This window comes from Bacillus sp. GS3m_15504 (genome assembly GCF_055825275.1).
Genome location: NZ_JBVVNL010000001.1, coordinates 217,798 through 241,851, shown reverse-complemented (window position 1 = coordinate 241,851; position 24,054 = coordinate 217,798). Strand labels below are relative to the sequence as shown.

The following is a 24,054-nucleotide window of genomic DNA, read 5'->3' as shown; positions in this document are numbered from 1 at the left end:
CGATAGATTTAACTTTATATTAAAGGACAGTATTATCCGCACCTATCAGCATAAAGGATAAACTGTCCAATCATTCGAAACTTCACTTTATTTTTCTCTATCGATGTCTATGAATAACATCTACTGCACCAGTTACTTCAATAATTGTACCGGTAATCATATCGGAATCTTCCTCGCATAAAAACGAAATCGTTCTTGCGATATCTTCACCTGTTCCAGATCTACCAATTGGTGTTTTACGTTCTTTCAACTGACGTGCTTCTTGAATTGTCGCTTCTTTCATTTCACCAATAATATCACCAGGACATACCATATTTGCAGTAATACCATATTCTGCTTCTTCGTAAGCAACAGTTTTCGTTAATGAAACAAGTCCTACTTTCGCTGCTGCAAAAGCTGAACGATAAATCCATCCCGGTGCACTATCTGCCCCTTGGAATCCGTAATTAATAATACGGCCAAAGTTCTGTTTTCTCATAATCGGAACGACAAGCTTCAACAAATGAAATACAGCTGTTAAATTACCCTGAATCATTTCATTCCATTCATCTTCTTCATAATCGACTAACTTTTTTCGTTCAAATACATATGGACCAGCATTATTAATTAAGAAATCAATTTTGCCAAAACGGCTTATCGCTTCTTCTACTATTTTATGTAAATCTTCCTTTTTCGTGACATCCGCTTGCACGAATTGTAGACGCTCTTCCATATTTTTATATGTTTCTTTCATCTTTTTCATAGCCGTAATATCGCTATGATACGTTACTGTTACTGAATACCCTTTAGCCAATAACTTCTCTGTTACTTGCTTTCCTAAACCTTTCGTACCGGCTGTAATGAGCGCGTGTCTCACAAAACGGCCCCCTTTTAAATTGCTATAGTTCATATGTAACAAGTTCTTGCACCAATTACAACTAAAATGAATCAAAACAGAGTTTTCGAAATTCTGTAACGTTTCTGGCAAGCACATTACCAAAATTTGTTTTATAATAAAGTTGTAAACGGTAATAAAAATGATTGGGAGGAATTTACTATGAATAATACATATACAAATATTTTAATCGCGGTGGATGGTTCTAAAGAAGCAGAAAAAGCCTTTAAAAAAGCAATTCAAGTCGCAAAACGCAACAATGCAACATTAACTATTGCTCATATCGTTGATGTAAAAGCATACTCAGCAGTAGAAGCTTATAGCCGTGCAATTGCTGAACGTGCAAATCTATTTGCAGAAGACTTATTAGAAGACTACAAAAAAACTGCGCTTGAAGCTGGCCTTGAAAAAATTGAAACTGTATTAGAATTTGGTAATCCTAAATCAAAAATTTCAAAAGAAATCGCTCCAAATCATAAAGTAGATTTAATTATGTGTGGTGCAACTGGTTTAAATGCTGTTGAGCGTTTCCTAATTGGTAGCGTCTCTGAACATATTATTCGCTATGCGAAATGCGATGTCCTTGTTGTTCGTGGTGATGAGGAGCAAGGTGAGCTTTAATTGATAAATAAAACACCAAGTCCACACGGGCTTGGTGTTTTTCATTTCACATATTTTACTAGAAATACAAGACAAGCTATAACAGCAACGGTAATTGCCAATATATAAGGCGGAAGAAACTTCAAAGACCACAATGCCATCATAATCGTAGCTACTGTTAAATAAGATTGCCTTGCATCTTCTGTCATTTTTTTACGAAGGCAGAATACATACAAATAACCGATTGGCGGCGTAATAAAGCAAAGAACATATATAATTTTAGATTTCAAATACCATTTTTGTTCCCCTAGTTTCTGTATATCTTCTTCTATTCTCTTATGCTCTTGTTCTCTCGCTTCTTCTACAAGCGGATCTTCCTCTTCTCCTCGCTTTTCTTTCATATAAGGAAGAAAGTGCATGAAAAAATAGTATGCAAATACGAACGCTCCAAATCCAATATTTACTCTTTCTAATGGAATATGTTCAATAAAACAAGCAGCGGCAATCACTAAAGAAAAACAATACGTCGTTATCCAAAATGAACGTTTTCTCTTTTTTCGTTCCATTTCTTTTTTATCTTGTACATGTTTTCTTTTCGAAAGCCATATCGAAATACAGCAGTCTACTACAAATAGAATAAAGATAAATATCCCGATATGTACTGTTTCTACATCCTCAAATGAAAAGATATTTGGGAATGCAACGTGCAATACAATTAGCGTATACAAAATTAACCCTATAAAATAAATACGTCTCATTTTCCATCCCTTTCTTATTTCCTAACATTACATTAACATACATTTTTTAGAAATAAACGGACAAAATATATATGTTTAGAAAAGGAGGGTGCTACATGGATGATTCTGAACGTATTATTTTAGATGTGAATGGGAAAGAAATCGAAATGTTAGATACAATTCGCGCACATTTTAGAGAAACACATGGAATTGAGCTAAGTAATGGTGCATTACTGCGAGATTTAATGGATATTGAGTATATTCGAATTACGGAAGATCGACATAAGTATGATTAAAGGAAAAACGACTGCAGGCGAATGCCATCAGTCGTTTTTCTTTCTTTATTTAAGCTCTTGATGCTTCCCGCCCATACCACCTGGCTCATTGCTATCTTGGTGTACAGTTACTTTATTTGTTTTCGCATCTTTCGAAACTCTATATGTATATGATTCGTTTGGTTCATCTTTAAACTGTACATTCATACCGTAAGAACCGATTTTACTATAAAAGGCCGGTTTTATGTACGAAATATCACTTTCTTTATATCCTTTTTCTTGCAAGTGCCACATCGTTGCAAGAATCGCTTCCTCTCGCTTTACTTGTTCACCAACAAAGATATATTTGTCCAAGAGAAATACTTTAGCATTTGCACTTAAGCTAATTAACAGTAAAACAATAAATATTATTTTTTTCATAGACTTCCCCTAAATTGTTATTTTTCACTATATCATAACTTAAATACTAGTAAAAAAGAAAGTACGCCAGACTTTAACAGACTGGCGTACTTTTCAACTCAATTCTTAATAGCTTCTTTCGTTAATCCTTTCGCCTTCCCCAAAGCTTTTTCAATTTGCTCAAACCCAGTCCCACCAGCACTGTTACGACGCTTTACAGCTGCATATGGTGACAGCACTTCATACAAATCTTCTTCAAATAGCGCGCTCATTTCTTTATATGTTGCAAGTGGGACATCTACTAAATAAATTCCTTTTTGTGTACAGTGTAGCACTAGCTTTCCAACAATTTCATGAGCTTGACGGAATGGTAGTCCTTTACTTGCTAAGTAGTCAGCAATTTCTGTTGCGTTAGAGAAATCTTGCGTTACAGCTTGCCCCATTTTTTCTTTGTTTACAGTCATCGTCTCTAGCATGCCTGCCATAATATGAAGGCAGCCTTCTACTGTTTTCACTGTATCAAACATTCCTTCTTTATCTTCTTGCAAATCTTTATTATAAGCGAGCGGTAATCCTTTCATGACTGTAAGTAAACTAAATAAATTACCGTACACTCTGCCTGTTTTACCACGAATAAGTTCCGCCATATCTGGATTTTTCTTTTGCGGCATAATGCTGCTTCCTGTTGCGTATTGATCGCTCATTTCAATAAATTGAAACTCTTGGCTACTCCATAAAATAAGTTCTTCGCAAAAGCGTGATAAGTGCATCATAAGCATAGATGAGTTACTGAGGAACTCCAGTATGAAATCACGATCGCTTACTGCATCTAAACTATTTTCATAGATTCCATTAAATCCAAGGAGCTCCGCACTATATTCTCGGTCAATTGGGAATGTCGTTCCAGCTAACGCACCTGCTCCTAATGGCGAAATGTTAATACGCTTTAATGAATCTTCATAACGATTTACATCACGCTCTAACATCCAAAAGTAAGCGAGAATATGATGAGCAAATGAAATTGGCTGGGCACGCTGTAAGTGCGTATAGCCAGGCATAATGGTTTCAATATTATTTTCTGCTTGATGAACAAGAACAGTTTGCAATTGTTTTATAGCTTTTATAATATGCTCTACTTTTTCTTTTAAATATAAGTGCATATCTGTCGCTACTTGATCATTACGACTTCGGCCAGTATGAAGTTTCCCTCCTACTTCACCGATTTTTTCCATTAACATCTTTTCGATATTTAAATGAATGTCTTCCGCTTCAACGGAAAAATGCAATTTATTTTGTTTCGCTTCTTCTAATAAATATTGAAGACCTATCTTTATTTTCTCTGCTTCTTCTTTCGTAACGATGCCTTGCTTTGCTAGCATCGTTACGTGCGCAATACTCCCGTTTATATCTTGATTTACTAATTGTTGATCGAAGGAGATGGATGCCCCGAACTCTTCAACCCACGCTTCCGCTTCTTCCGTAAAACGTCCGCCCCAAAGTTTGCTCACGCTTCCACCTTCTTTTGATTCACTTGGCTGTATACTTTCGTCGGTAAACCGAATAATGAAATGAACCCAACTGCTGCATCATGATTAAATTCATCCTGAGCAGTATACGTTGCTAATTTTTCATCGTATAAAGAGTACTCAGATTTACGCCCTTCTACAATTGCATGACCTTTAAATAATTTCACACGCACCATGCCTGTTACATTCTTTTGCGTTTCTTGTAAGAAAGCATGAAGCGCTTGTTTTAAAGGCGAGAACCATAAACCGTTATAAATAAGCTCTGTTATTTTTTGCTCAATCATCGGTTTAAAGTGTGCTACTTCTTTTACAAGTGTTAAATCTTCAAGTTCTTTATGCGCCGTAATTAATGTCATTGCTGCTGGGCATTCGTATACTTCACGTGATTTAATACCAACAAGACGATTTTCTACGTGATCGATACGTCCAACGCCATGTTTTCCAGCAAGTGCATTTAACGTTTTAATAAGTTCTGAAAGTGGATATGCAGTGCCATTTAAAGTAGTCGGTACGCCTGCTTCAAAGCCAATTTCTACAAATTCTGGTTTATTCGGTGTGTCTTCTAATGCCAATGTCATCTCATATGCATCTTCTGGCGGCGCTGCCCATGGATCTTCTAAAATGCCGCATTCATTGCTGCGTCCCCATAAATTTTGATCGATTGAAAACGGGCTATCTAAATTAATTGGAATCGGTACATTATTTTCTTTTGCATAGGCAATTTCTTCTTCACGTGACCATTTCCATTCACGTACAGGTGCAATTACTTCTAAGTAAGGATTTAATGCTTGAATAGAAACTTCAAAACGAACTTGATCATTCCCTTTCCCTGTACATCCGTGTGCAACTGCAGTCGCTCCTTCTTGTTCTGCAATTTCTACTAATTTCTTTGCGATAAGTGGACGAGATAACGCCGAAACGAGAGGATATTTCCCTTCGTATAACGTGTGTGCTTGCATCGCCATCAATGCATATTCGTTTGCAAATTCTTCTTGAACATCAATCATATATGATTTAATTGCACCTACTGAAAGTGCCTTTTCTTTTACAAATGCTAAGTCTTTACCTTCCCCTAAGTCTAAACAAAGCGCGATAATATCATAATTCTTCTCTTGTAACCATTTAATTGCAACGGAAGTATCAAGACCTCCGGAATATGCTAATACAACTTTTTTCTTCTCCATTTTGCATCCCCCTAAAGAATAAATATTCATTTTCTTTTATAATAATTCACACTTTAACACCTTTTACAAAATGTATCAAGAGCCATTTTCAAATTTTTTCAAACAATTTCGTCGAACTTCTTTCTGTTTTTTTGTACAATATAAGCAGGAAAACGGGGGTGAACTTATGAAAAAGTATTTCTTATACGATGAACATCTAGGAATTGAAATTCCGCATTTACAAGAAGACTGGGAGGATATCCCCGAAAAAATGCAGCATGCAATTTTATTAAAATGGGAACAAGTTCGCGGAAAGATTCCTGATCGTATAAAAGAAATCGAACATTATATTAATGCAAAACAGCATCATTTAAATCACGAAGAAGACTTTGAAATTTCTTGCAAACTGAATTCAGAAATTGCCGATCTTGCCTCCATCATTAATGATCTTTGGCTTTGGTATCGACTCACTCAAAACGTATCTGAGGGAAAAGCACACCAATGAAAAAAGCATGCCCCTCAATTATTTTGGGTCATGCTTTTTTTGTCGTAACACGATTTACAATATATCTCTTGGGCTGTTTTCGCTAAACATACATCAAACGGGCCAACTAATATACTTCTCTCTTTCGGTAACTTTACAAAAGCAACTAGCTCTTCTTCATATTCAATCTTTTTCTGACATATAACACATGTTAATTCTTTTCTTTTGAACATGTCTTTTAGCATATCTTCACTTCCTCTTTCATCTATCTATATTAATATACTCTCATAATAGTTAAGACTTGTAAAAAAATGACACATTCCGAATTGAATCATTCATATACTATGTACAAAAGGAGGCCTTAAAAACTTATGCGCGCTTTCGTTATTATCGCTTTAACTTTTTTAAGTGTGATTAGCTGGGATGCGTTTTTTAAAGATAAAAGTGGGGAAAAAGATACAACTGAATAAAGCCCATTTTTTCTTACTTATTGGACAAACCGTTAAAAACTGTCCAATTCTCCAAAATAACTTAGGCTTTTCTACAAAAATATTTAAACATAACAATTTTTGTAGATTTCCTCCGGTTATTGTCGGTTTCCATCCGCATACATTTTTTGAAAGTATGATATAATAATATAAATCTTGAAGGAAGGGATTTTGATATCATGATCGCTCGAAGGAGCATGTGGCATCGTATTGACGAATCATACACGTAGCGTATTTTCCAGCTCAGATACTTTAGTCTAGCGAAAAAAATACGAGAGTGGGGAAATTATGATTGCCCGAAGGATAATTTGGCAAAAAAAAGACTCTTCTTACACATAGCGTTTTGTTTAGGACTTAATTGTTACTAGCTAAACAAAACAAAGAAGAGCAGGATTGCTAAATGAAGAATCCTACTCCACGTTTTGTTTAGTCGTTTTAAGACTTAAACTAAAACGAAGGTAGGGAGAATTGATGGACGAGAGGATTATTCGTTATTTCTTCAGCGACATATAGCGTAGTTAGTTTTTTCGTAAACTAACTGAAAGCTACATGTGAGCTCGTAGTTAGTTTACAACACAAAAAGGACTACTAACTACGGAAAGAAGGAATAACGATGAGGAACATCCAAAGTCGACAAATTATTAAAGAAATTTTTATGGTTTTAATCGGTTCATTTATTTTAGCAGCAGCGCTATATCACATTCACTTCCAAAACCACTTAACAGAAGGTGGCTTTGTAGGTATTGCACTATTCATCCAAAATTTTTATGATATTTCACCATCTATTTCAACTGTAATTATGGATATCCCAATTATTTTACTGTGTGCTTCATTTTTAGGTAGAAAAATGGTTGGCTATTCATTCTTAGGTTCAATTTCATTCGGAGTATTTTATTCTCTTATGGAAAATTATTCTCCATTTACGGTCGATTTATCAAACAATTTATTTATAGCTGCAGTAGTTGGCGGTGCGTTAGCTGGTATTGGACTCGGTTTTATATTGCGATTTGGCGGTGCAACCGGCGGAGACGATATTTTAACAATTGTATTAAGTAAAAAAACACGTTTTACAATTGGGCAAATTTTCTTCGTCTTTGACGCGATTGTTCTTGCGCTTTCATTATATTATTTAAATTGGACAGAAATTGCTTTTACTATTCTTTCGATTGCCGTACAGGCAAAAACATTGGATTTAATTTATTATCCAAAAACAGAAAAAGCAGAAGAAAAGCAACCAGTATCTATTCCAATGTCCAAAAAGCATGCAACAAATTAAAAAAGCGAAAGGCCTCGGCCTCTCGCTTTTTTTTATGCTCTTTTTTCCTTCTCGACTATGTGGCGCACTTGATAAAATCTATTTGCAAATTCAGTAACGTTTCTTGTTAAACGATAATTCACTGTAGACCCGATCGCCATTCCAATTACCGGAATACCTTGGAATAATTTACGACGAAGAGCATAAATCGAGAATGTTTTCAAAATTTGTTTTAAGATGATTTCAGTAGAAGCTGGTTGTAACACCGCTTCGTCTCCTTCGTAGAAGAAGGAATCTTCTTGTTCTAGCTCTTGCAGTAAATTGTACCAAGCGTATTGCTGAAGTCTTCCTGGTAGTAATGACGCATGAAATACCTTTAACGCAAGCATCATTTCATAAGGCTTGTTCACATCATGTCCAAATGATGTTGCAATAAGTTGGACAGCCTTCACATTTAACGCAATCATAACCGGAAAATCAGCCGTTAATAATAATAAACCTCCAGCCCCCGTTGCTCCGCCTTGTACGAATGAATATAGACGATGACGAGCTGTTTGCTGCTCTGCTATGTATGTTAATTGATCGATAGATAATGCTTTTAAATCTTCTAGTTGCTCAATCGATTCATTAAATAATCTCGATGTTCCTAAAATACGATTACGCGCCTCTAACTGTGATTGTGAACTTTGAATCAATGCATGCAAATGAAAGAGCCATCCATCTGCTTTCGTAAAGAAATCTTTTCGTTTTTTCTCAGGTAATTTCGCAATTGTAGTATGTACCCATTTATCAAACATTCTTTGAAAATCGGTCGCTTCTTGCTCAACTAATTGCGATTCCCATTCTTTTATACTGTCTAAAATGGCTTGTTCTCGCTTCGATCGCATCGTAACAACCACCTCGTTCGATTTTTTTCTATTGTAACATACTTCCGCTTATTCTTTGCAAATATGCTTGTCTATCTTTATTCACATACCATTTTCGAGTAGCATAAAATAGTAACAAAAAGGATGAGATGAATCACATGAATCTATCCGATATAAAAAAAGAGTATCATGCAGTATTTAGCTTAGGACAAAACTGCTGGCCTGCTTGGGCGTTATATCAATTCGAATTATCACCCTTTTTTGGCGTTATTGATTTTATGCTAAGCCCCTCACTAGAAAAAGTGAATGTATTATTACAAAATCGATTTGACCGTTTTTTACAGTTCGAAAATTTATCCTTCATCTCATTTTGGGATGATGATGCGAAATTAAGACTAAGGGACAATCTTTATGAAATCGACTCCTGTCATGACTTTAAAACAGATGTAAACACACCAACTTCTTGGCCTTCTTATACAGAAATCAAGCTAAATTATGAGCACCGAATTAATCGTTTTCTAACAACAATTGAGACGGCAGAATCCATATTGTTTATTCGAACTGGAGGGACATACGAAGAAGCACGTTCCTTGGAACACATTTTATCTCAAATAGTCAAACATAAATTCTCCGTTCTGTTACTGATTCCTGCGGATGTACCTAATGTTGTGGAAGAAGATTGGGGATTACAGCATATTTGCGTTATAAAATGCCCTATTATGGATGTATATCAGTACAATGAAGTATTTTGGAATGACTTATTTGATGGGATCACAATTCGACCACATTCTTAAATATACGACACCTTTTATTACAAAACACATTATAATCATCCTTATACAAAATAAATAAGGAGTGGTTGTATATGTATCCACGTGCAAAAGCTTTCGGTCTTGCTATACATGACAGTCGCCTTCTCGTACAAGAATATCATACAGGCGATGAAACATATTACCGACCTCTTGGTGGTTCAATTGAACTTGGTGAAAAATCCGCACATACTGTTATTCGTGAATTTCAAGAAGAGCTTCATACAGAAGTGGAAATTACCGATTATGTAGGTTGCTTAGAAAACATCTTTCATCTTAATGGAGAAATTGCTCATGAAATCATTCAACTATATTCTTTACGCTTATTAGACACATCACTATATGGAATGGAATTACTGAATATACAAGATGAGCAAACAGTATCGTATGCGAAATGGATTCCCCTGACAGCATTCATTCAGAAGAAAAAAGTACTCTATCCAGATGGAATTTTGAACTATCTCCAATAGAAAAAAGACGAAATCCTATAGGATCTCGTCTTTCTTTTCATATAGTATATTAACCAATATCCCCAAGACGTAGTACGTCACGAGCGATCATAACTTCTTCGTCAGTTGGAATTACAATAATTTTTACTGGAGAGTGTGGGAAGTTGATGAATGCTTCCTCACCGAATACGTTATTGCGTTTTGCATCGAAGTATACGCCCATGTACTCAAGGCCTTCTAATACGCGTTCACGAATAATCGCACTGTTTTCACCTACACCAGCTGTGAAGATGATTGCGTCTACACCTTTCATACGAGCAGTGTAAGAACCGATGTATTTGTGGATACGGCTTACGAATACATCAAGTGCTACTTTCGCACGGTGGTCGCCTTCTTCTTCTTTCGCAATGATGTCACGTAGGTCACTAGAGTAACCAGTAAGACCTAACATACCACTCTTCTTGTTTAATACGCTAACTACTTCTTCTACTGTTTGGCCTGTTTTTTCCATGATGTATGGAATTAACGCAGGGTCAATGTTACCAGAACGTGTACCCATTGTTACACCAGCAAGTGGAGTGAAGCCCATAGAAGTATCGATAGATTTACCGCCTTCTACTGCTGCGATACTTGCACCGTTACCTAAGTGACAAGAAAGTAAGCTTAAGCTCTCAAGTGGACGACCTAATAGTTCAGCCGCACGCTCAGTTACATATTTATGAGAAGTTCCGTGGAAACCGTACTTACGGATACCGAACTTTTCGTAGTACTCATACGGTAAGCTGTATAGGAATGCAGATTCCGGCATTGTTTGGTGGAATGCTGTATCGAATACTGCTACTGCTGGTACGTTTGGTAATACTTCTTGGAATGCTTTAATACCAACAACGTTTGCTGGGTTATGAAGTGGTGCTAAATCGCTTAATTCTTCGATATCAGCTAATACTTCATCAGTAATTAGAACAGAGTCAGCAAATTTTTCGCCGCCGTGAACAACACGGTGACCGATACCGCCAATCTCATCTAGAGATTTAACGATTCCGTTTTCAGTTAATTTTTTAAGAAGCATATTAACTGCTACTGCATGATCTGGAATGTTTGTAATTTCTTTTTGTTTTTCGCCATCTACAGTAATAGTGAAGATACTATCTTCTAAACCGATACGTTCTACTAAACCTTTTGTTAATACTGTTTCACTTGGCATTTCAAATAATTGGAATTTTAAGGAAGAGCTTCCTGCGTTAATCGCGATGATTTTTGACATCTAGTCTTTCGCCCCTTTTTCTCTTGGTAGTTGTGTGGATGTTTCCACAAACCGCTCGATTTTATCTGATCAAATTTACTAAATATGAAAACGTTTCATCATTAGCAAATTTTATACTCACGATTTTAATTTAAACATCGTACGACATATATTTCAAGTGAAAAAATTGTAACACCAAGAAAAAAAATATATTACAGATTTCAAAAAAATTCAGTTAAATCTTGTATATATTTAAAAATATGACATATCATATAAAACTGTACTACATGAATTACTAACCCTGTTACATATACCTAACCTTATTTATGCGTTGCAAACCAAGTATTTAATTGGTCCATAATGTCCTCCATCGCCTTCATGTTGGAGAATTTAGGTAACTCCACTAATAACGCCTGTTTTGGCATCGTTACACTAGGGCCTTTCTTTTGGAGAACAAATATACTTTTTGCATTTTTCTCGTTTTTAAACATGGAAACAGGTAGCTGTAATAAGCCTTGGATAAAACATGTTTCTTTAATAAATGCATGTAATTTCGGTGCTTGATCACTTTCAAAAATGAAGTTCGGTACTAGGAAGAATAAGTATCCGCCTTCTTTCGTATGTTTCACACTTTGTTCAATAAATAGGTGATGTGCATACGACATTCCTTCATCTGCTTTTAACTTATATTCACTTGCACCGATTTCATTTGGATAGTAACCAATCGGTAAGTCTGAAATAACTGCATCAACTGGATCGATATAAAGCGGTGCTAGTCCATCTTGATGGAAGAATTCGATTGCGTGCTTTTGTAAATTCGCATTTACTAAAGCAAGTTTAATTAGCACTTCATCCACTTCTACACCAAATCCACTCATTGTTAGTCCTTCTTTAGCGCTGTTAAACACTGTAGTCATTAAGTTTCCTGTTCCAATAGCAGGGTCTAACACAGTAATTTCATTTTGACCTTGCATAAATTTATGGAATAAGTAGCTCATGAACATACCAACTGCATCAGGCGTCATTTCGTGATTCGCTTGTACGCCTTCTTTCATTCCTTTTAAGATGGCTAACTGAAATGCTTTACGAATTTCTTCACCTTTATATGTTTCTTCATTAAACGTACTATATTCACGATTCAGCCTTTCAATTGCTGCTTCGGATAATTCCTCTTGTAAAATCGCTCCTTCAAACAAGTTATCACCTGTTTCTACAAGCGCCTCTAAATATGTTACATCTAATTCTTTACGTAAAACTACCGCAGAAGAATCAAAAATAGAAAATAATGTTTCTACTGTCTGACTCACGTACATTCCTCCTTCTCTCTTTTACACATAACTTATATCATACCATAATCTAATTTTTTCCCAAAAGAAAAAGCGACCTCTTTTTAAGAGCTCCCTTTTAAGTGATATATGATGTAGCATCTTCTCTCATATATCGGTTCCATAGCAATACATGAGAGAAGATGACCTCTTTCTTACAAAGAGGTCATCTTCCTTCACATTACTTTGCAGCTTTAGCTGCTTCTAATGCTGCTTCATAGTTTGGATGGCTTGTACCTTCGCTTACGTATTCTACGTAAACTACTTTGTCATTGCTATCTACTACGAATACTGCACGAGCAAGTAAACGAAGCTCTTTCATTACTAAGCCGTAAGCTTCACCGAATGAAAGGTCACGGTGGTCAGAAAGTGTAACAACATTTTCTAAACCGTTTGCTGCACACCAGCGTTTTTGAGCGAATGGTAAGTCAGCGCTAATTGTTAATACTTTCGCGTTTTCAATACCTGCTGCATCTTGGTTAAAACGACGTGTTTGTGCATCACATACACCTGTGTCGATTGAAGGTACAACACTAATTAATTTTACTTCGCCTTTGTATGTCTCTAAACTTACTGGAGATAAGTCATTTGCTAACACTTGGAAGTTTGGCGCTTGATCGCCAACTTTAACTTCTGTTCCAACTAAAGTCATTGGGTTACCTTTAAAAGTTACGTTTGCCACTTGAAAATCCTCCCTTATTTAAACAAAATATGTACAATGTAAATGATAATTTGTCCCTATCGATAATGCAAATAAAATCGCTTTATTTACAAAAAAATTAAAGAAGCTAATCCATTGATCAGCTTCTTTATTCGTTAAATTTGAAATTCAGGATCGTCTTCTTTTCGTTTATCCATCATTTCTTTCACTTTATCAACAGCTTGTGGCGCTAATTCAATTATTTTATCGATGACGTGTGTTTGCTTATCTAAGTGTAACACTTTTACGCCTTCTCCATTTATAACAAGAAAAGCAACAGGATTAATAGAAACTCCTCCACCGCTTCCCCCACCAAATGGATGGCGGCCTGAATGTTCTACTTTACCAAATTCACTTCCACCAGCAGCAAATCCGAAGCTAACTTTCGATACGGTAAGAATTACACTTCCATCTGCCGCTTTAATTGGATCGCCCACAATTGTATTTACATCAGTCATTTGTTTTAAATGCTGCATTGCAGTTGTCATTAAACCTTGAATTGGATGGTCCATTCTATATCCCCCCTATGCTTGAACAGATTTTTCTGTCGTACCAGATCTTTGTCTTCTCATAAACACGAGTAATTTCACTGCTGTTTTTATAGTACGGAATATACGAAAAGATGCTGTTAACTCACATCTTGACGCAAACCCTTTCCCTTGAAAAACAGGAGTAATTTCAAATTCTGGTACATCGACAATATGCATATATTGTCCTACAACGCCAGCAGCCATTCCTTTTGTCCCCCATGCATATCCTGTGACAATTCCAGTACTAGCTGCGTCGCCTGCTCCAATTTGTGTATGCCATTTCCAACCATTGATTTTCACTCGTTTGAGAAAATCTTTAACAATAGTATGAACTTCTTGAAGCTTTTTTATCAGTTCCCCCATACTATCAAGTTGTGCCATAATTTTATTGTCTAGTCCGCCGTCCTCTTCAGCCTTTTCAATTTTTTGTCCTGTTTTCTTCTGCTGTTTCTCAATTCTTTCCAACACATCAAATGTATATCGAATCATCCATATTTTCACTTGAAGCAAACATTGCTTTTCCATTTCTGAATATAAAAATGTCACTTTAAGCTTTATTTTCGACAATAGTATAAACAAAATAAAAAGGAGAAGAATTATTATTCCAATTACGAGCCACTTCATACGTATCATCCTTTCACTCCGTACCCATTATCGACAACTTTATTCATCATTAAACAGCGTTTCATAAGATTGAATATAAAAATTTTTCTAAAAATAAAAAGGTATTTTGACAATTTATATCGAAATATATTATTTGAACATATCGTCAGAGAACGGACTCTAATGATATGTAGCACGAAGCATAGAAAATTTAACTGCAGTGGAGGGATACATAATGGCAGATCGTCGCAATTTATTTTTCTTTTATGGTGATGACAAAGCAAAGCTCGTTGAAAAAATGAAACCAATCTATCGTATTTTAGAAGAGAATGGATTCACCATATTAGATCATCCAAAAAATGCAAACGCTATCGTCAGTGTTGGAGATGATGCAACTTTCTTACAAGCCGTTCGTAAAACTGGTTTTAGGGAAGATTGCTTATACGCAGGGATTTCTACGAAAGACGAAATTTCATTCTACTGCGATTTCCATATTGATCACGTTGATACAGCCCTTCAAGAAATTACAAAAAATGAAATTGAAGTGCGAAAATATCCAACAATTGAGGTAGATGTAGATGGTAGCACATCTTTCCATTGTTTAAATGAGTTCTCATTACGTTCTAGCATTATTAAAACGTTCGTTGTAGATGTTCACGTTGATGATTTATATTTCGAAACTTTTAGAGGTGACGGTTTAGTTGTTTCTACCCCAACAGGAAGTACAGCTTACAATAAATCGTTACGTGGTGCAGTTGTTGACCCGCTTATCCCTTGCTTCCAAGTAAGTGAATTGGCATCTTTAAATAACAACACATATCGTACACTTGGTTCACCGTTCATTTTAAATCACGAACGTACATTAACTTTAAAACTAAGACCAGACGGTAACGATTATCCTGTTATCGGTATGGATAACGAAGCGCTTAGCATTAAACAAGTGGAAAAAGCTGTTGTACGCTTAAGCGATAAACAAATTAAAACAGTTAAATTAAAAAACAACTCTTTCTGGGAAAAAGTACAGAGAACGTTTTTATAGTATTAAAATAACCGTAGAATTATGGTGGCCCATAATTCTACGGTTATTTATTTACCCCGACAACAATCTCTCACTATCTGGGCAATATTCTTGTCAATTTTTGTCGGTAAGTCGATATATTCCGATAATCGCTCATATATTTTTATGAATCTTTTCTATAGACGACTTGGCCATCTATTACGGTCATTTCTGCCTGTACTTCTTTTATTTCTTCTGCCTCTATTTCAAAAATATCGCGGTCTAATATTGTAAAGTCTGCCTCATATCCTTTTGTAATTTGCCCTCGCTTCGCTTCTTTTCCAATTGCATAGGCACTTCCTGTTGTAAATAAAGAAACAGCCTCATATACCGTTAATCTTTCTTCTGGCATATAACATACACCGTCAATAAAACTTCTACGTGTAACAGCGCTATATATGCCTAGAAACGGATTCACTTGCTCAATCGGAGCATCTGATCCCCCGTTACAGTGTAATCCTGCCTCCAGTAACGTCTTCCAAGCGTACGCATAACGAAGACGTTGCTCGCCCAGTTTTTCAATGACTGATGGAAAATCCGATGAAACAAAGACTGGTTGTATATCAATAATGGCTTGTAAGTTTTTCATTCTTTCAATCAACTCTTCACGAGCTAGCTGACAATGAATAATGCGGTCACGTAATCCTTCTGCTGGCGGATACAATTCAAGTGCATCAATGACATATTCAAGCGATAAGTCACCGATAGTATGAATCGCAACTGGCATATGTAAGTCTCGTGCTTTTTTCACTAACTCCGCAAGTTCTTCACGTGAGAAAATCGCAACCCCATTCGTTTCCTTCGCATCTTCATACGGTTCACTTAATAAAGCTGTTCTTCCGCCAAAAGAACCGTCTGAAAAAATTTTCATTGCCCCAAACTCAATATAATGCTCATTTTCATATTCTTTTCGTTCATGTGCTACTTCATGGTGAACGAGTAAATGTGCTTTAAATGGCATTTCTTTTATAACATGAGAAAACGCATTATGCGTTTTTCTAAATCCACCGTAATAATTTAAATCTTCCGTATGCCCGCCAACGAGTCCATATTGCCAGCAGTCTTTAATTGCTGTTTGCAAAGCTCTTTGTAAGTAGGCTTCATCAATTTCAGGCTGGACATGTTTGATTAACTCTTGGCCTTGTTCATATAAAAGTCCTGTTAATTTATTGAATGAGTCCCGTCCAACTTTCCCGCCTTTTGGATCTTTTGCCTTTTCTGTTATGTTCGCTTCTTGCAGTATGTATGAGTTCACCCATGTAACATGGCGACAAACGCGCTTTAATAAAATGGGATGTTCTCTTGAAATTGCATCTAAATCTTTTGCGTGAACATCTTTCGTATCCTTAAAGTTATTTTCATTCCAGCCCTCTCCGATAATCCAAGAACCTTTCGGCGCTTCTTCTACTCGCCTCCGAACGAGAGTCAGCACTTCGCTATAAGATGTGCAATTTGATAAATCTAAACGAAGTAATCTCTCCCCGTGACCAATAAGATGCATATGGCTATCAACGAGGCCTGGAATCATCGTTTTGCCTTTTAAATCGTGCAATTTAGCCACAGCATATCGGTTTTCTAACTCTTCTTTCCTTCCATTATCAACGATCCTGCCATTTTCAACATAAATAGCTTCTACTTTTTCATTTTCTTCCCTCATCGTGTAAATGTTGCCGCCATACCAAATTTCCCCCATATATTTCATCTCCTTTGTTTTATTGTATAAAAAAAAGCACCATTTCAAAACATGGTGCTTTTCTAAACATTACTTTTGTTCAGTAGTAGACGTTGTAACTTGCCATTCAATATTAAATTTATCTTTTACTTGTCCGTATGCTGGGCTCCAGAACGTTTCTTGAAGTGGCATAATAACTTCGCCACCTTCTTGTAACTTATCGAATACTTCTTTCGCTTTTTCTGCATTACTAATTTGAATTGCGATTGTTACTTGAGATCCAATTGCATGCCCTTGACCTGGGAATGTATCAGAAATCATAAGATCCGTATTACCAACTTTTAAAGTAGCGTGTAAAACGCGCTCTTTCGCTTCAGCTGGAACCGGGTATTCTGGATTTTCAGGCATATCACCAAAAGTTTGCATGATTTCTACTTTTGCATCTAACGCCTCTTTATAAAACTGTACAGCTTCTTGCCCACTACCATCTAAAACTAAGTACGGATTAATACCTAAAATCATACGGACACCTCTTTTTTCAATTTATAAAATCGAACTTGTGTTCGTTTTTATATTATCATTGTTTGCCATTTCATTCAACTATTTCCTTCACTGTTTTCAAATTTATTTTGACGGAATCTCCATCTCTTGTTTTCTAAGTTCAATACGGCGGATTTTTCCAGAAATCGTTTTTGGTAGTTCATCTACAAATTCAATTTTGCGAGGGTATTTATATGGTGCAGTAAGTTTCTTGACGTGTTGTTGGAGTATTGGAATTAATGTTTCTTCGTTCTTTTCTATATTCTCTCTTAATACGATAAATGCCTTCACGACACTTCCGCGAATTTCATCAGGACTTGCGACAACCGCACATTCTCTTACATAAGGGTGCTTTACGAGCGCATCTTCTACTTCAAACGGCCCGATTGTATAACCAGAGCTAATAATAATATCATCACCGCGCCCTTCAAACCAGAAATAGCCGTCTTCATCTTTCTTTGCTTTATCACCGGTAATATAATAATCACCGCGGAATTGCATCGCTGTGCGCTCATCGTCTTTATAGTATTGTTTAAAGAGGGCTGGTGTTTCAATATGAACCGCAATATCACCAACTTCGCCTACCCTTACTGGCATCCCTTCCTCATCTACAATATCAACGTGGTTGCCTGGCGTCGGTTTCCCCATTGATCCTGGTCTAATATCCATCCCTTTCATTACACCAACAAGCAATGTATTTTCCGTTTGCCCATAGCCGTCTCTCACTGTAATATGAAAGTGCTTTTGGAACGTTTCAATGACTTCTCTATTTAACGGCTCACCTGCGGATACAGCGCTATGTAACGCTTCTAAATTGTACTCGCTTAAATTTTCTACTTTTGCCATTAATCTATACTCAGTTGGCGTACAACAAAGTACATTCACCTTATTATCGTCTAATAAATTTAAATACGTTTTTGGTTCAAACTTACCGTGGTATACAAATCCTGTTGCCCCCGAGCCTAGAGTTGCTAAAAACGGGCTCCAAATCCACTTTTGCCAGCCTGGACTAGCTGTTGCCCATACAACATCATTCTCTTCAATTCCGAGCCAATTCGGAGCGCTTGTACGTAAATGAGCGTATGCCCACGCATGCGTATGAACAACACCTTTTGGATTTCCTGTCGTTCCTGACGTGTAAGATAAAAAGACCATATCTTCTTTATCTGTCTTCGCCATTTCTAACATGTCACTTTCTGTTTCTAACGCTGTTTTTAAATTGATCCATCCATCTACTGACTGCTCGCTCAGAACGAACTTTTGAAGGGATTCCATCGCTTCTATATCATCAAACTGTCCAATGTAAGGCTCATAACTTACGATTGCTTTTACTTCCCCGTGTCCAATGCGATATTCGATATCCTTTTTGCGTAACATTTCCGAACTCGGAATTACGACAAACCCTGCTTTAATCGCTGCGATATACGTCATGTACGCTTCAATTAAACGCGGCATCATAATGAGGAGCTTGTCCCCTTTTTGCAGACCACTCTTTATAAAAGCGTTTCCAATTTTATTTGCACCTTTCATTAACTCAGCGTATGTAACTTCTCGTCGATTCCCTTTATCATCTTGCCAAATTAAAGCAAGCTTCTCTTTATCACCTGTATATTTCTCTATTTCAGAAACTAAATTATAAGACGGTGGTGCCAACAATTCCTCTCTCTTCATAAACATCCTCCTTTTTCTTTATGCCTCCCTTATATAATAAAGAATTTTCTGTCAATTTTGAACCCTCATCTTTTGACAAATTTTTTAGTTCTGTCGAATATATCGAACACAACTTAGAATATATCAACGAAAAATTAAATATATCGACTTACCAACAAATAACGTCGCAACATAAAAAAGAAAGAGCGGGAGAACCCGCTCTTTCTAAGCCATCATATGGGATTATTTTTGGTAACCGCCTAATTGTTGCTCAGCTAGTGAAACTAGACGTTTAGTGATTTCGCCACCAACAGAACCGTTAGCGCGAGCTGTTGCATCAGCTCCAAGTTGAACACCAAACTCTTGAGCGATTTCGTATTTCATTTGGTCTAATGCTGATTCAGCACCAGGAACCGCTAATTTATTTGTGCTACGTGCCATGTTATATCACCTCCTTGTGAGTATAGAGTGTGATAAATAACATGACTTCATACACGTTTTAGATATGGTAATTTATGGTTTTAGAAAAGTTCTTCGAATTTTTCTTCTTCCGCTACTACTTCTACCGTTTGTAATACCATTGTTTCTTTGTTCGCTACAGCTTCATCGATTAATGGTGTGAAATCGTATTTCGCTTCAAAACGATTTGCTTTTTCACGCTTCGGCTTCGTCGCTGGACTTGCTGGTGTGAATACTGTACAGCAATCTTCGTACGGACGAATTGAAATATCATATGTGCCGATTTCTTCAGCGATTTTAATAATCTCTAATTTATCCATCGTAATAAGCGGACGAATAACTGGATAGTTTGTTACTTCGTTAATCGTATGCATACTATCTAACGTTTGACTTGCTACTTGTCCAAGACTTTCACCAGTCGTGATTGCTAGTGCGTTACGCTCCTCTGCGATACGCTCTGTAATACGCATCATCATACGGCGCATAACTGTCATTGAATAGCTAGATGGGATTTCTTTATTAATCGTTTTTTGCACTTCTGTAAATGGAACAAGATGAAGTGTTACACGTTTACAGTATTTCGTTAATTCTTGTGCTAAATCGATTACTTTTTGTTTCGCGCGCTCACTTGTGAAAGGCGGGCTATGGAAGTGAACTGCTTCCACAGATACGCCGCGTTTCATCGTTAAGTACGCTGCTACTGGGCTATCAATACCGCCAGAAAGAAGTACCATTACTTTTCCCCCAACGCCAACTGGTAAACCGCCAGCTCCCATACGCTCATCACACATAATATAGCTATAACCGCTACGGATTTCTACGCGTACATTTACATCTGGATTATGAACATCCACAGTAATATCTTCTGTATTTTCTAGAATATGTCCACCAATCTCAGGTAATAATTCCATCGTTCTCATTGGGAAATGCTTATAAGAACGGTGTACAGTAATTTTAAATGTTTTCACATCGCCTTTTACTTGTAAGAAAGCTGCTAATGCACCTTTTTTAATGTCTTCTAATTCTGATGGTACTTTCATCGCTAAGTTAAACTTATGAATACCAAATACATCTTTCAATCTTTCAGATACCGCTTCATGATCTTCGCCATTTAATTGGATGTACATGCGATCATGTGTTGCATCGATTTTAATATTTGGGAATTTTTTCAGTTTGAACTTTACGTTATCTTTTAATGTGCTTACAAATTTAGAACGGTTCTTACCTTTAGTCGTCATCTCTCCATAACGAACTAAAATATATTCATATGTCATCATATTCCTTTACCTCATCACTTCATATAATTTTGGCATCGTCTCTTTCACAATACCTTCAAATTGCTTTACTTCTTCCATCGTGTTTTCTGGCGCCAAACTAATGCGAATAGCACTTGCAGCAGCGGCATGCGGTACTCCCATTGACACTAACACTCTGCTCACTTCATTTGCTTTTGAAGAACAAGCAGATTTCGTTGATACATATACACCGTGCTCTTCTAAAGCATGAACGACCACTTCTGGTTTTAAACCAACAAATGATACATTTAAAATGTGCGGTGCTGCATATGCAAGCGACGTATTGATTGTTACATCTTCCATTTCTTTAAAGAAACGGACAAGCTCTGCTTGTAAACTGTGTAAATGAGCTACCTTTTCTTTCACTTGTTCCATTGTCATGCGAAGTGCTTTCACCATCGCTACAATGCCAGGTAAGTTCTCTGTACCAGAGCGATACTTCAGCTCTTGTTGGCCACCTGATAAAATTGGATCTAACCTTACGCCATCACGTACGTAAAGAAGACCTGTTCCTTTTACACTGTGGAATTTATGTCCAGATATTGAGCAAAGATCAATATGAGAAGCGTATAAATTAAGCGGTACTTTTCCTATCCCTTGTACATGGTCCACATGGAATCTTATTTTCGGATAATTCGATAATAACGTTCCAATTTCAGCAACGGGCTGAATTGCTCCAGTCTCGTTGTTCACGTGAATAATTGACACAAGAATCGTATCTTCACGAAGCGCTCGCTTTACATCCTCTACCGATACAACACCATGCTCATTAACCGGTAAATATGTTACATCAAAACCGAGATCTTCTAATTGTTTATATGCTTCAAACACAGACGCGTGTTCAATATTCGTTGTAATGATATGTTTACCGCGCGAACGATTCCTCATCGCTATTCCTTTAATCGCAAGGTTATTCCCTTCCGTTCCACCTGATGTGAAAATAATTTCAGAAGGTTTAACGTGAAGAAGCTGCGCTGCAATTGTTCTTGATTGTGTTAATAGACGCTCTGCCTCTCCTCCAAGCGAATGAATAGAAGAAGGATTCCCAAAATATTTCCCCGCAACCGTTACGTACGATTGAAGAGCTTCTGGATATGGCTTTGTCGTCGCACTATTATCAAAATAGATCATCGTTCTTCCCCTTTCAGCGCTGTCACATCATATAATCATATCACAAATACGTGTCATTACGCTAAGACTACTCAAAGGTTCCGTTATATTTTGAAACGAATAACCTTACTGTATTCCGCTATTCATTATAGCAACATCGCCTGCAAAATTACACAAAAAAACAAACCCTTATGAAAGGGTTTGTTCATTGTCTACATATTCAGCTATTTTTTGAACAACGCCAGGCTCAAGTTGCTCTAGTACAGAAGCCGCTTGTTCTAAAGCCGCATCGTATTGATATTCACGGAATAATTTCTCCGCATAATTTAAGCTCTCTGCAAGGTTCTCATCATGACTGCGGTAACGATTACCGTATTGAATTAATTTTTCAACTAAATACGCCTGTCCAATTAACTCTTCTGTCATTTCAGCTACACCATTAACAGTTGTGTAAGCTTCTTCTAAACTGCTATTTACAGCATTCATATTTAACGGCTTCACTTCTAATTGCTCATATACAGCTTGCATTGCCATTTGTCCTCTTTTTAAATCTTCCATAATACTCTCTGGAAGACCTGGCAAATTCGACTTTTGCATAAAGCGTTTCGTTTCAAAAATAGTATTTCGCATTTCTTGTAACTTCTCACGCGCTTCAAATTCTTCTTTACGCATCGTTTGCAGCATTTCTTTATATTCTGCATGAAGTACTTTTAATGTTTCACATTGCTCATAAATCTCTTCTAGTTCCTCACGAATAATAGAGAAGGCAATATCTTGTTCCGCAACGCGTAATTGCAACATTTCAAAACGTTTCGTTAAAATGTGCATTTGCTTTTCAATTACTTTTTGAGACTCAATGTCCTTATCTTGTAACTGATAACTTTGTTTCACAAGTTGTGTTTCTGCTTTTGTTTCAATCGTTTCCGTGCGAATTTCTTCTAAGTCTTCATAAACAGAAAGTGTTTTTTGCTCCACATAATGTCTCGCATGTACTTCTTGTTCCAGTTGATCGTAGAAGCCATCTAAACGTGTTTTCAAGTTTTCTACTTTTTCAGCCGCTTCCGTTATGTGAAGCTCTTGTATATCTATTAAACATGTTTGTAGTTGTTTCGTCATATCGCGAACTTCTTTAGGGACTTCCAAATAATCTAATACATAGCCTTGTCTTACCATATCATTATGTCCGTGTAATAAATCTTCCAGCTGAACTGGTAACGTCGCTTGACACTCTACCAATAAATCTGGAATTTGGTGAATAATGATTTCTAAATCTGCTAAACCTTCTTCCAAACTAATAACAATTTCTCTCGCTTTTAAATAGTCGCCATTGTTTGTTGCTTCTTCAAAGGTTTTAAATTTCTCAGATTCAGCGTCTAGCATCTCTTCGATTTTCTGCTCTGCTGCTCCATACATATGTCTATGAGCAAGAACACTCTTCTTCATACTACGATATGTATCACGTAACTCTTCAATTTCTGAGCTATTTTTTTCATGGCTTTCTAACAATTGCTGTAATTCATTTAAAATGTCTGTAATACGATTATCAGCGTCATCTAAACCACTTATGGATTCATTCATCGCATGCTTTGCTTTTCGGAAGGAGAATTGCGAGGCGAATTTTCGCGCTTGCGCTAAATCTTTGTCAGCTTTCGGAATCGTTGTTGATACAATTTCATCCCATTCTTCACGCCATTTACCAAACAGTTCTTCTGTTTGGCCCGTCATATTTAAATCTTTCACCCGTTTTAGCTCATCTGCCACAGGTTTATCTTTTATCTCTTGTTTCCACTGCTCAAGTGCTTCAATATCTTTATATGAACGATTTCTTATCACAAGCTCTATCATGAGCAGCACTAGAATAGAGCTTACTACAATGATAACGATCGTCAGGATAGAATCCATGCAAAAAAGCCTCCTAGTTATATCTCTTTTTTTGTCCGTTCCG

At 36.7% G+C, this 24,054-nt stretch carries 26 protein-coding genes; 7 read left to right on the top strand and 19 right to left on the bottom strand.

The window, feature by feature from the left end:
* Positions 1–97: 97 nt before the first annotated feature.
* Positions 98–889, bottom strand: a complete 792-nt coding sequence (locus AC0L0O_RS01425) for an SDR family oxidoreductase (RefSeq protein ID WP_002003634.1) — start codon at positions 887–889, stop codon at positions 98–100.
* 147 nt (positions 890–1,036) lie between these two features.
* On the opposite strand from AC0L0O_RS01425, the gene AC0L0O_RS01420 reads away from it, so the two are divergent.
* Complete coding sequence (locus AC0L0O_RS01420) at positions 1,037–1,495, top strand: universal stress protein (protein ID WP_001066673.1); 459 nt, start codon at positions 1,037–1,039, stop codon at positions 1,493–1,495.
* A 41-nt stretch (positions 1,496–1,536) separates the two neighbouring features.
* Here the strand turns inward: AC0L0O_RS01420 and AC0L0O_RS01415 are convergent, their stop codons facing one another.
* The gene (locus tag AC0L0O_RS01415) at positions 1,537–2,232 is read right to left on the bottom strand and encodes a hypothetical protein (protein WP_428888930.1); all 696 of its coding nucleotides are present in this window, start codon (positions 2,230–2,232) and stop codon (positions 1,537–1,539) included.
* Between the two features lie 95 nt (positions 2,233–2,327).
* On the opposite strand from AC0L0O_RS01415, the gene AC0L0O_RS01410 reads away from it, so the two are divergent.
* Entirely contained in the window at positions 2,328–2,507 is a 180-nt protein-coding gene (locus AC0L0O_RS01410) for a hypothetical protein (protein WP_000342755.1), read from the top strand.
* 45 nt (positions 2,508–2,552) lie between these two features.
* Here the strand turns inward: AC0L0O_RS01410 and AC0L0O_RS01405 are convergent, their stop codons facing one another.
* The 3 genes from AC0L0O_RS01405 to AC0L0O_RS01395 all read right to left on the bottom strand — a co-directional run bounded on the left by AC0L0O_RS01405 (position 2,553) and on the right by AC0L0O_RS01395 (position 5,595).
* Positions 2,553–2,906 (bottom strand): DUF3139 domain-containing protein, encoded by a 354-nt coding sequence (locus AC0L0O_RS01405; RefSeq protein ID WP_428888928.1) that lies wholly within the window; start codon positions 2,904–2,906, stop codon positions 2,553–2,555.
* A gap of 98 nt (positions 2,907–3,004) precedes the next feature.
* The gene (argH, locus tag AC0L0O_RS01400) at positions 3,005–4,393 is read right to left on the bottom strand and encodes an argininosuccinate lyase (RefSeq protein ID WP_428888927.1); all 1,389 of its coding nucleotides are present in this window, start codon (positions 4,391–4,393) and stop codon (positions 3,005–3,007) included.
* Entirely contained in the window at positions 4,390–5,595 is a 1,206-nt protein-coding gene (locus AC0L0O_RS01395) for an argininosuccinate synthase (protein ID WP_000412327.1), read from the bottom strand. Before AC0L0O_RS01395 ends, argH begins: the two co-directional genes overlap by 4 nt.
* Before the next feature lie 166 nt (positions 5,596–5,761).
* Here AC0L0O_RS01395 and AC0L0O_RS01390 point away from each other — a divergent pair, with 166 nt between their 5' ends.
* Entirely contained in the window at positions 5,762–6,079 is a 318-nt protein-coding gene (locus AC0L0O_RS01390) for a hypothetical protein (protein ID WP_062922701.1), read from the top strand.
* A gap of 14 nt (positions 6,080–6,093) precedes the next feature.
* On the opposite strand, the gene AC0L0O_RS01385 is transcribed toward AC0L0O_RS01390, so the two are convergent.
* Positions 6,094–6,303, bottom strand: coding sequence for a hypothetical protein (locus tag AC0L0O_RS01385; RefSeq protein ID WP_000910286.1), 210 nt, complete (start codon positions 6,301–6,303; stop codon positions 6,094–6,096).
* Between the two features lie 856 nt (positions 6,304–7,159).
* On the opposite strand from AC0L0O_RS01385, the gene AC0L0O_RS01380 reads away from it, so the two are divergent.
* On the top strand, positions 7,160–7,822 hold the full coding sequence (locus AC0L0O_RS01380) for a YitT family protein (protein ID WP_001244510.1): 663 nt from the start codon (positions 7,160–7,162) through the stop codon (positions 7,820–7,822).
* A 32-nt stretch (positions 7,823–7,854) separates the two neighbouring features.
* On the opposite strand, the gene AC0L0O_RS01375 is transcribed toward AC0L0O_RS01380, so the two are convergent.
* Positions 7,855–8,688 carry an EcsC family protein gene (locus tag AC0L0O_RS01375; RefSeq protein WP_001256876.1) on the bottom strand — a complete coding sequence of 278 codons (834 nt, stop codon included), beginning with the start codon at positions 8,686–8,688 and terminating at the stop codon, positions 7,855–7,857.
* 137 nt (positions 8,689–8,825) lie between these two features.
* On the opposite strand from AC0L0O_RS01375, the gene AC0L0O_RS01370 reads away from it, so the two are divergent.
* Entirely contained in the window at positions 8,826–9,461 is a 636-nt protein-coding gene (locus tag AC0L0O_RS01370) for a DUF1796 family putative cysteine peptidase (RefSeq protein ID WP_001053719.1), read from the top strand.
* Positions 9,462–9,532: 71 nt separating this feature from the next.
* Positions 9,533–9,946, top strand: a complete 414-nt coding sequence (locus tag AC0L0O_RS01365; RefSeq protein ID WP_000283478.1) for an NUDIX hydrolase — start codon at positions 9,533–9,535, stop codon at positions 9,944–9,946.
* Positions 9,947–9,995: 49 nt separating this feature from the next.
* Here AC0L0O_RS01365 and ackA read toward each other — a convergent pair whose 3' ends face one another.
* From ackA to AC0L0O_RS01340, 5 genes are all read right to left on the bottom strand, one after another.
* Complete coding sequence (ackA, locus tag AC0L0O_RS01360) at positions 9,996–11,189, bottom strand: acetate kinase (RefSeq protein WP_098638781.1); 1,194 nt, start codon at positions 11,187–11,189, stop codon at positions 9,996–9,998.
* 299 nt (positions 11,190–11,488) lie between these two features.
* Positions 11,489–12,475 (bottom strand): class I SAM-dependent methyltransferase, encoded by a 987-nt coding sequence (locus AC0L0O_RS01355; RefSeq protein WP_000084348.1) that lies wholly within the window; start codon positions 12,473–12,475, stop codon positions 11,489–11,491.
* Between the two features lie 199 nt (positions 12,476–12,674).
* Positions 12,675–13,175, bottom strand: coding sequence for a thiol peroxidase (gene tpx, locus AC0L0O_RS01350; RefSeq protein WP_000024528.1), 501 nt, complete (start codon positions 13,173–13,175; stop codon positions 12,675–12,677).
* Positions 13,176–13,309: 134 nt separating this feature from the next.
* Entirely contained in the window at positions 13,310–13,705 is a 396-nt protein-coding gene (gene ytfJ, locus AC0L0O_RS01345; protein WP_000350005.1) for a GerW family sporulation protein, read from the bottom strand.
* Positions 13,706–13,717: 12 nt separating this feature from the next.
* The gene (locus tag AC0L0O_RS01340) at positions 13,718–14,356 is read right to left on the bottom strand and encodes a DUF2953 domain-containing protein (RefSeq protein WP_000620650.1); all 639 of its coding nucleotides are present in this window, start codon (positions 14,354–14,356) and stop codon (positions 13,718–13,720) included.
* A gap of 205 nt (positions 14,357–14,561) precedes the next feature.
* Between AC0L0O_RS01340 and AC0L0O_RS01335 the strand changes: the two genes are divergently transcribed.
* Positions 14,562–15,365, top strand: a complete 804-nt coding sequence (locus AC0L0O_RS01335; RefSeq protein ID WP_000785168.1) for an NAD kinase — start codon at positions 14,562–14,564, stop codon at positions 15,363–15,365.
* A gap of 142 nt (positions 15,366–15,507) precedes the next feature.
* Here AC0L0O_RS01335 and AC0L0O_RS01330 read toward each other — a convergent pair whose 3' ends face one another.
* The 7 genes from AC0L0O_RS01330 to ezrA all read right to left on the bottom strand — a co-directional run bounded on the left by AC0L0O_RS01330 (position 15,508) and on the right by ezrA (position 24,011).
* Positions 15,508–17,076, bottom strand: coding sequence for an amidohydrolase (locus AC0L0O_RS01330; RefSeq protein WP_000503969.1), 1,569 nt, complete (start codon positions 17,074–17,076; stop codon positions 15,508–15,510).
* 69 nt (positions 17,077–17,145) lie between these two features.
* Positions 17,146–17,577 carry a VOC family protein gene (locus AC0L0O_RS01325; protein ID WP_000600344.1) on the bottom strand — a complete coding sequence of 144 codons (432 nt, stop codon included), beginning with the start codon at positions 17,575–17,577 and terminating at the stop codon, positions 17,146–17,148.
* Positions 17,578–17,679: 102 nt separating this feature from the next.
* Complete coding sequence (gene mbcS / locus AC0L0O_RS01320) at positions 17,680–19,266, bottom strand: acyl-CoA synthetase MbcS (RefSeq protein WP_001982857.1); 1,587 nt, start codon at positions 19,264–19,266, stop codon at positions 17,680–17,682.
* Positions 19,267–19,488: 222 nt separating this feature from the next.
* Entirely contained in the window at positions 19,489–19,686 is a 198-nt protein-coding gene (locus AC0L0O_RS01315; RefSeq protein WP_000124489.1) for an alpha/beta-type small acid-soluble spore protein, read from the bottom strand.
* A gap of 80 nt (positions 19,687–19,766) precedes the next feature.
* A complete protein-coding gene (gene thiI, locus AC0L0O_RS01310; protein WP_000989283.1) occupies positions 19,767–20,981 on the bottom strand; it encodes a tRNA uracil 4-sulfurtransferase ThiI in 1,215 nt (404 codons plus the stop codon).
* A gap of 6 nt (positions 20,982–20,987) precedes the next feature.
* On the bottom strand, positions 20,988–22,130 hold the full coding sequence (locus tag AC0L0O_RS01305; protein WP_000638961.1) for a cysteine desulfurase family protein: 1,143 nt from the start codon (positions 22,128–22,130) through the stop codon (positions 20,988–20,990).
* 168 nt (positions 22,131–22,298) lie between these two features.
* Positions 22,299–24,011, bottom strand: coding sequence for a septation ring formation regulator EzrA (ezrA, locus tag AC0L0O_RS01300; RefSeq protein ID WP_000377288.1), 1,713 nt, complete (start codon positions 24,009–24,011; stop codon positions 22,299–22,301).
* Positions 24,012–24,054 lie beyond the last annotated feature (43 nt).

Coding starts and splice junctions, on each gene's coding strand:
- AC0L0O_RS01425 (WP_002003634.1), bottom strand. CDS start 889: ATGAACTATAGCAATTTAAAAGGGGGCCGTTTTGTGAGACACGCGCTC.
- AC0L0O_RS01380 (WP_001244510.1), top strand. CDS start 7,160: ATGAGGAACATCCAAAGTCGACAAATTATTAAAGAAATTTTTATGGTT.
- thiI (WP_000989283.1), bottom strand. CDS start 20,981: ATGATGACATATGAATATATTTTAGTTCGTTATGGAGAGATGACGACT.
- AC0L0O_RS01390 (WP_062922701.1), top strand. CDS start 5,762: ATGAAAAAGTATTTCTTATACGATGAACATCTAGGAATTGAAATTCCG.
- AC0L0O_RS01365 (WP_000283478.1), top strand. CDS start 9,533: ATGTATCCACGTGCAAAAGCTTTCGGTCTTGCTATACATGACAGTCGC.
- AC0L0O_RS01410 (WP_000342755.1), top strand. CDS start 2,328: ATGGATGATTCTGAACGTATTATTTTAGATGTGAATGGGAAAGAAATC.
- ackA (WP_098638781.1), bottom strand. CDS start 11,189: ATGTCAAAAATCATCGCGATTAACGCAGGAAGCTCTTCCTTAAAATTC.
- AC0L0O_RS01385 (WP_000910286.1), bottom strand. CDS start 6,303: ATGCTAAAAGACATGTTCAAAAGAAAAGAATTAACATGTGTTATATGT.
- AC0L0O_RS01415 (WP_428888930.1), bottom strand. CDS start 2,232: ATGAGACGTATTTATTTTATAGGGTTAATTTTGTATACGCTAATTGTA.
- ezrA (WP_000377288.1), bottom strand. CDS start 24,011: ATGGATTCTATCCTGACGATCGTTATCATTGTAGTAAGCTCTATTCTA.
- AC0L0O_RS01395 (WP_000412327.1), bottom strand. CDS start 5,595: ATGGAGAAGAAAAAAGTTGTATTAGCATATTCCGGAGGTCTTGATACT.
- AC0L0O_RS01325 (WP_000600344.1), bottom strand. CDS start 17,577: ATGATTTTAGGTATTAATCCGTACTTAGTTTTAGATGGTAGTGGGCAA.
- AC0L0O_RS01405 (WP_428888928.1), bottom strand. CDS start 2,906: ATGAAAAAAATAATATTTATTGTTTTACTGTTAATTAGCTTAAGTGCA.
- AC0L0O_RS01370 (WP_001053719.1), top strand. CDS start 8,826: ATGAATCTATCCGATATAAAAAAAGAGTATCATGCAGTATTTAGCTTA.
- AC0L0O_RS01375 (WP_001256876.1), bottom strand. CDS start 8,688: ATGCGATCGAAGCGAGAACAAGCCATTTTAGACAGTATAAAAGAATGG.
- AC0L0O_RS01420 (WP_001066673.1), top strand. CDS start 1,037: ATGAATAATACATATACAAATATTTTAATCGCGGTGGATGGTTCTAAA.
- AC0L0O_RS01305 (WP_000638961.1), bottom strand. CDS start 22,130: ATGATCTATTTTGATAATAGTGCGACGACAAAGCCATATCCAGAAGCT.
- AC0L0O_RS01340 (WP_000620650.1), bottom strand. CDS start 14,356: ATGATACGTATGAAGTGGCTCGTAATTGGAATAATAATTCTTCTCCTT.
- AC0L0O_RS01330 (WP_000503969.1), bottom strand. CDS start 17,076: ATGGGGGAAATTTGGTATGGCGGCAACATTTACACGATGAGGGAAGAA.
- AC0L0O_RS01335 (WP_000785168.1), top strand. CDS start 14,562: ATGGCAGATCGTCGCAATTTATTTTTCTTTTATGGTGATGACAAAGCA.
- ytfJ (WP_000350005.1), bottom strand. CDS start 13,705: ATGGACCATCCAATTCAAGGTTTAATGACAACTGCAATGCAGCATTTA.
- AC0L0O_RS01315 (WP_000124489.1), bottom strand. CDS start 19,686: ATGGCACGTAGCACAAATAAATTAGCGGTTCCTGGTGCTGAATCAGCA.
- mbcS (WP_001982857.1), bottom strand. CDS start 19,266: ATGAAGAGAGAGGAATTGTTGGCACCACCGTCTTATAATTTAGTTTCT.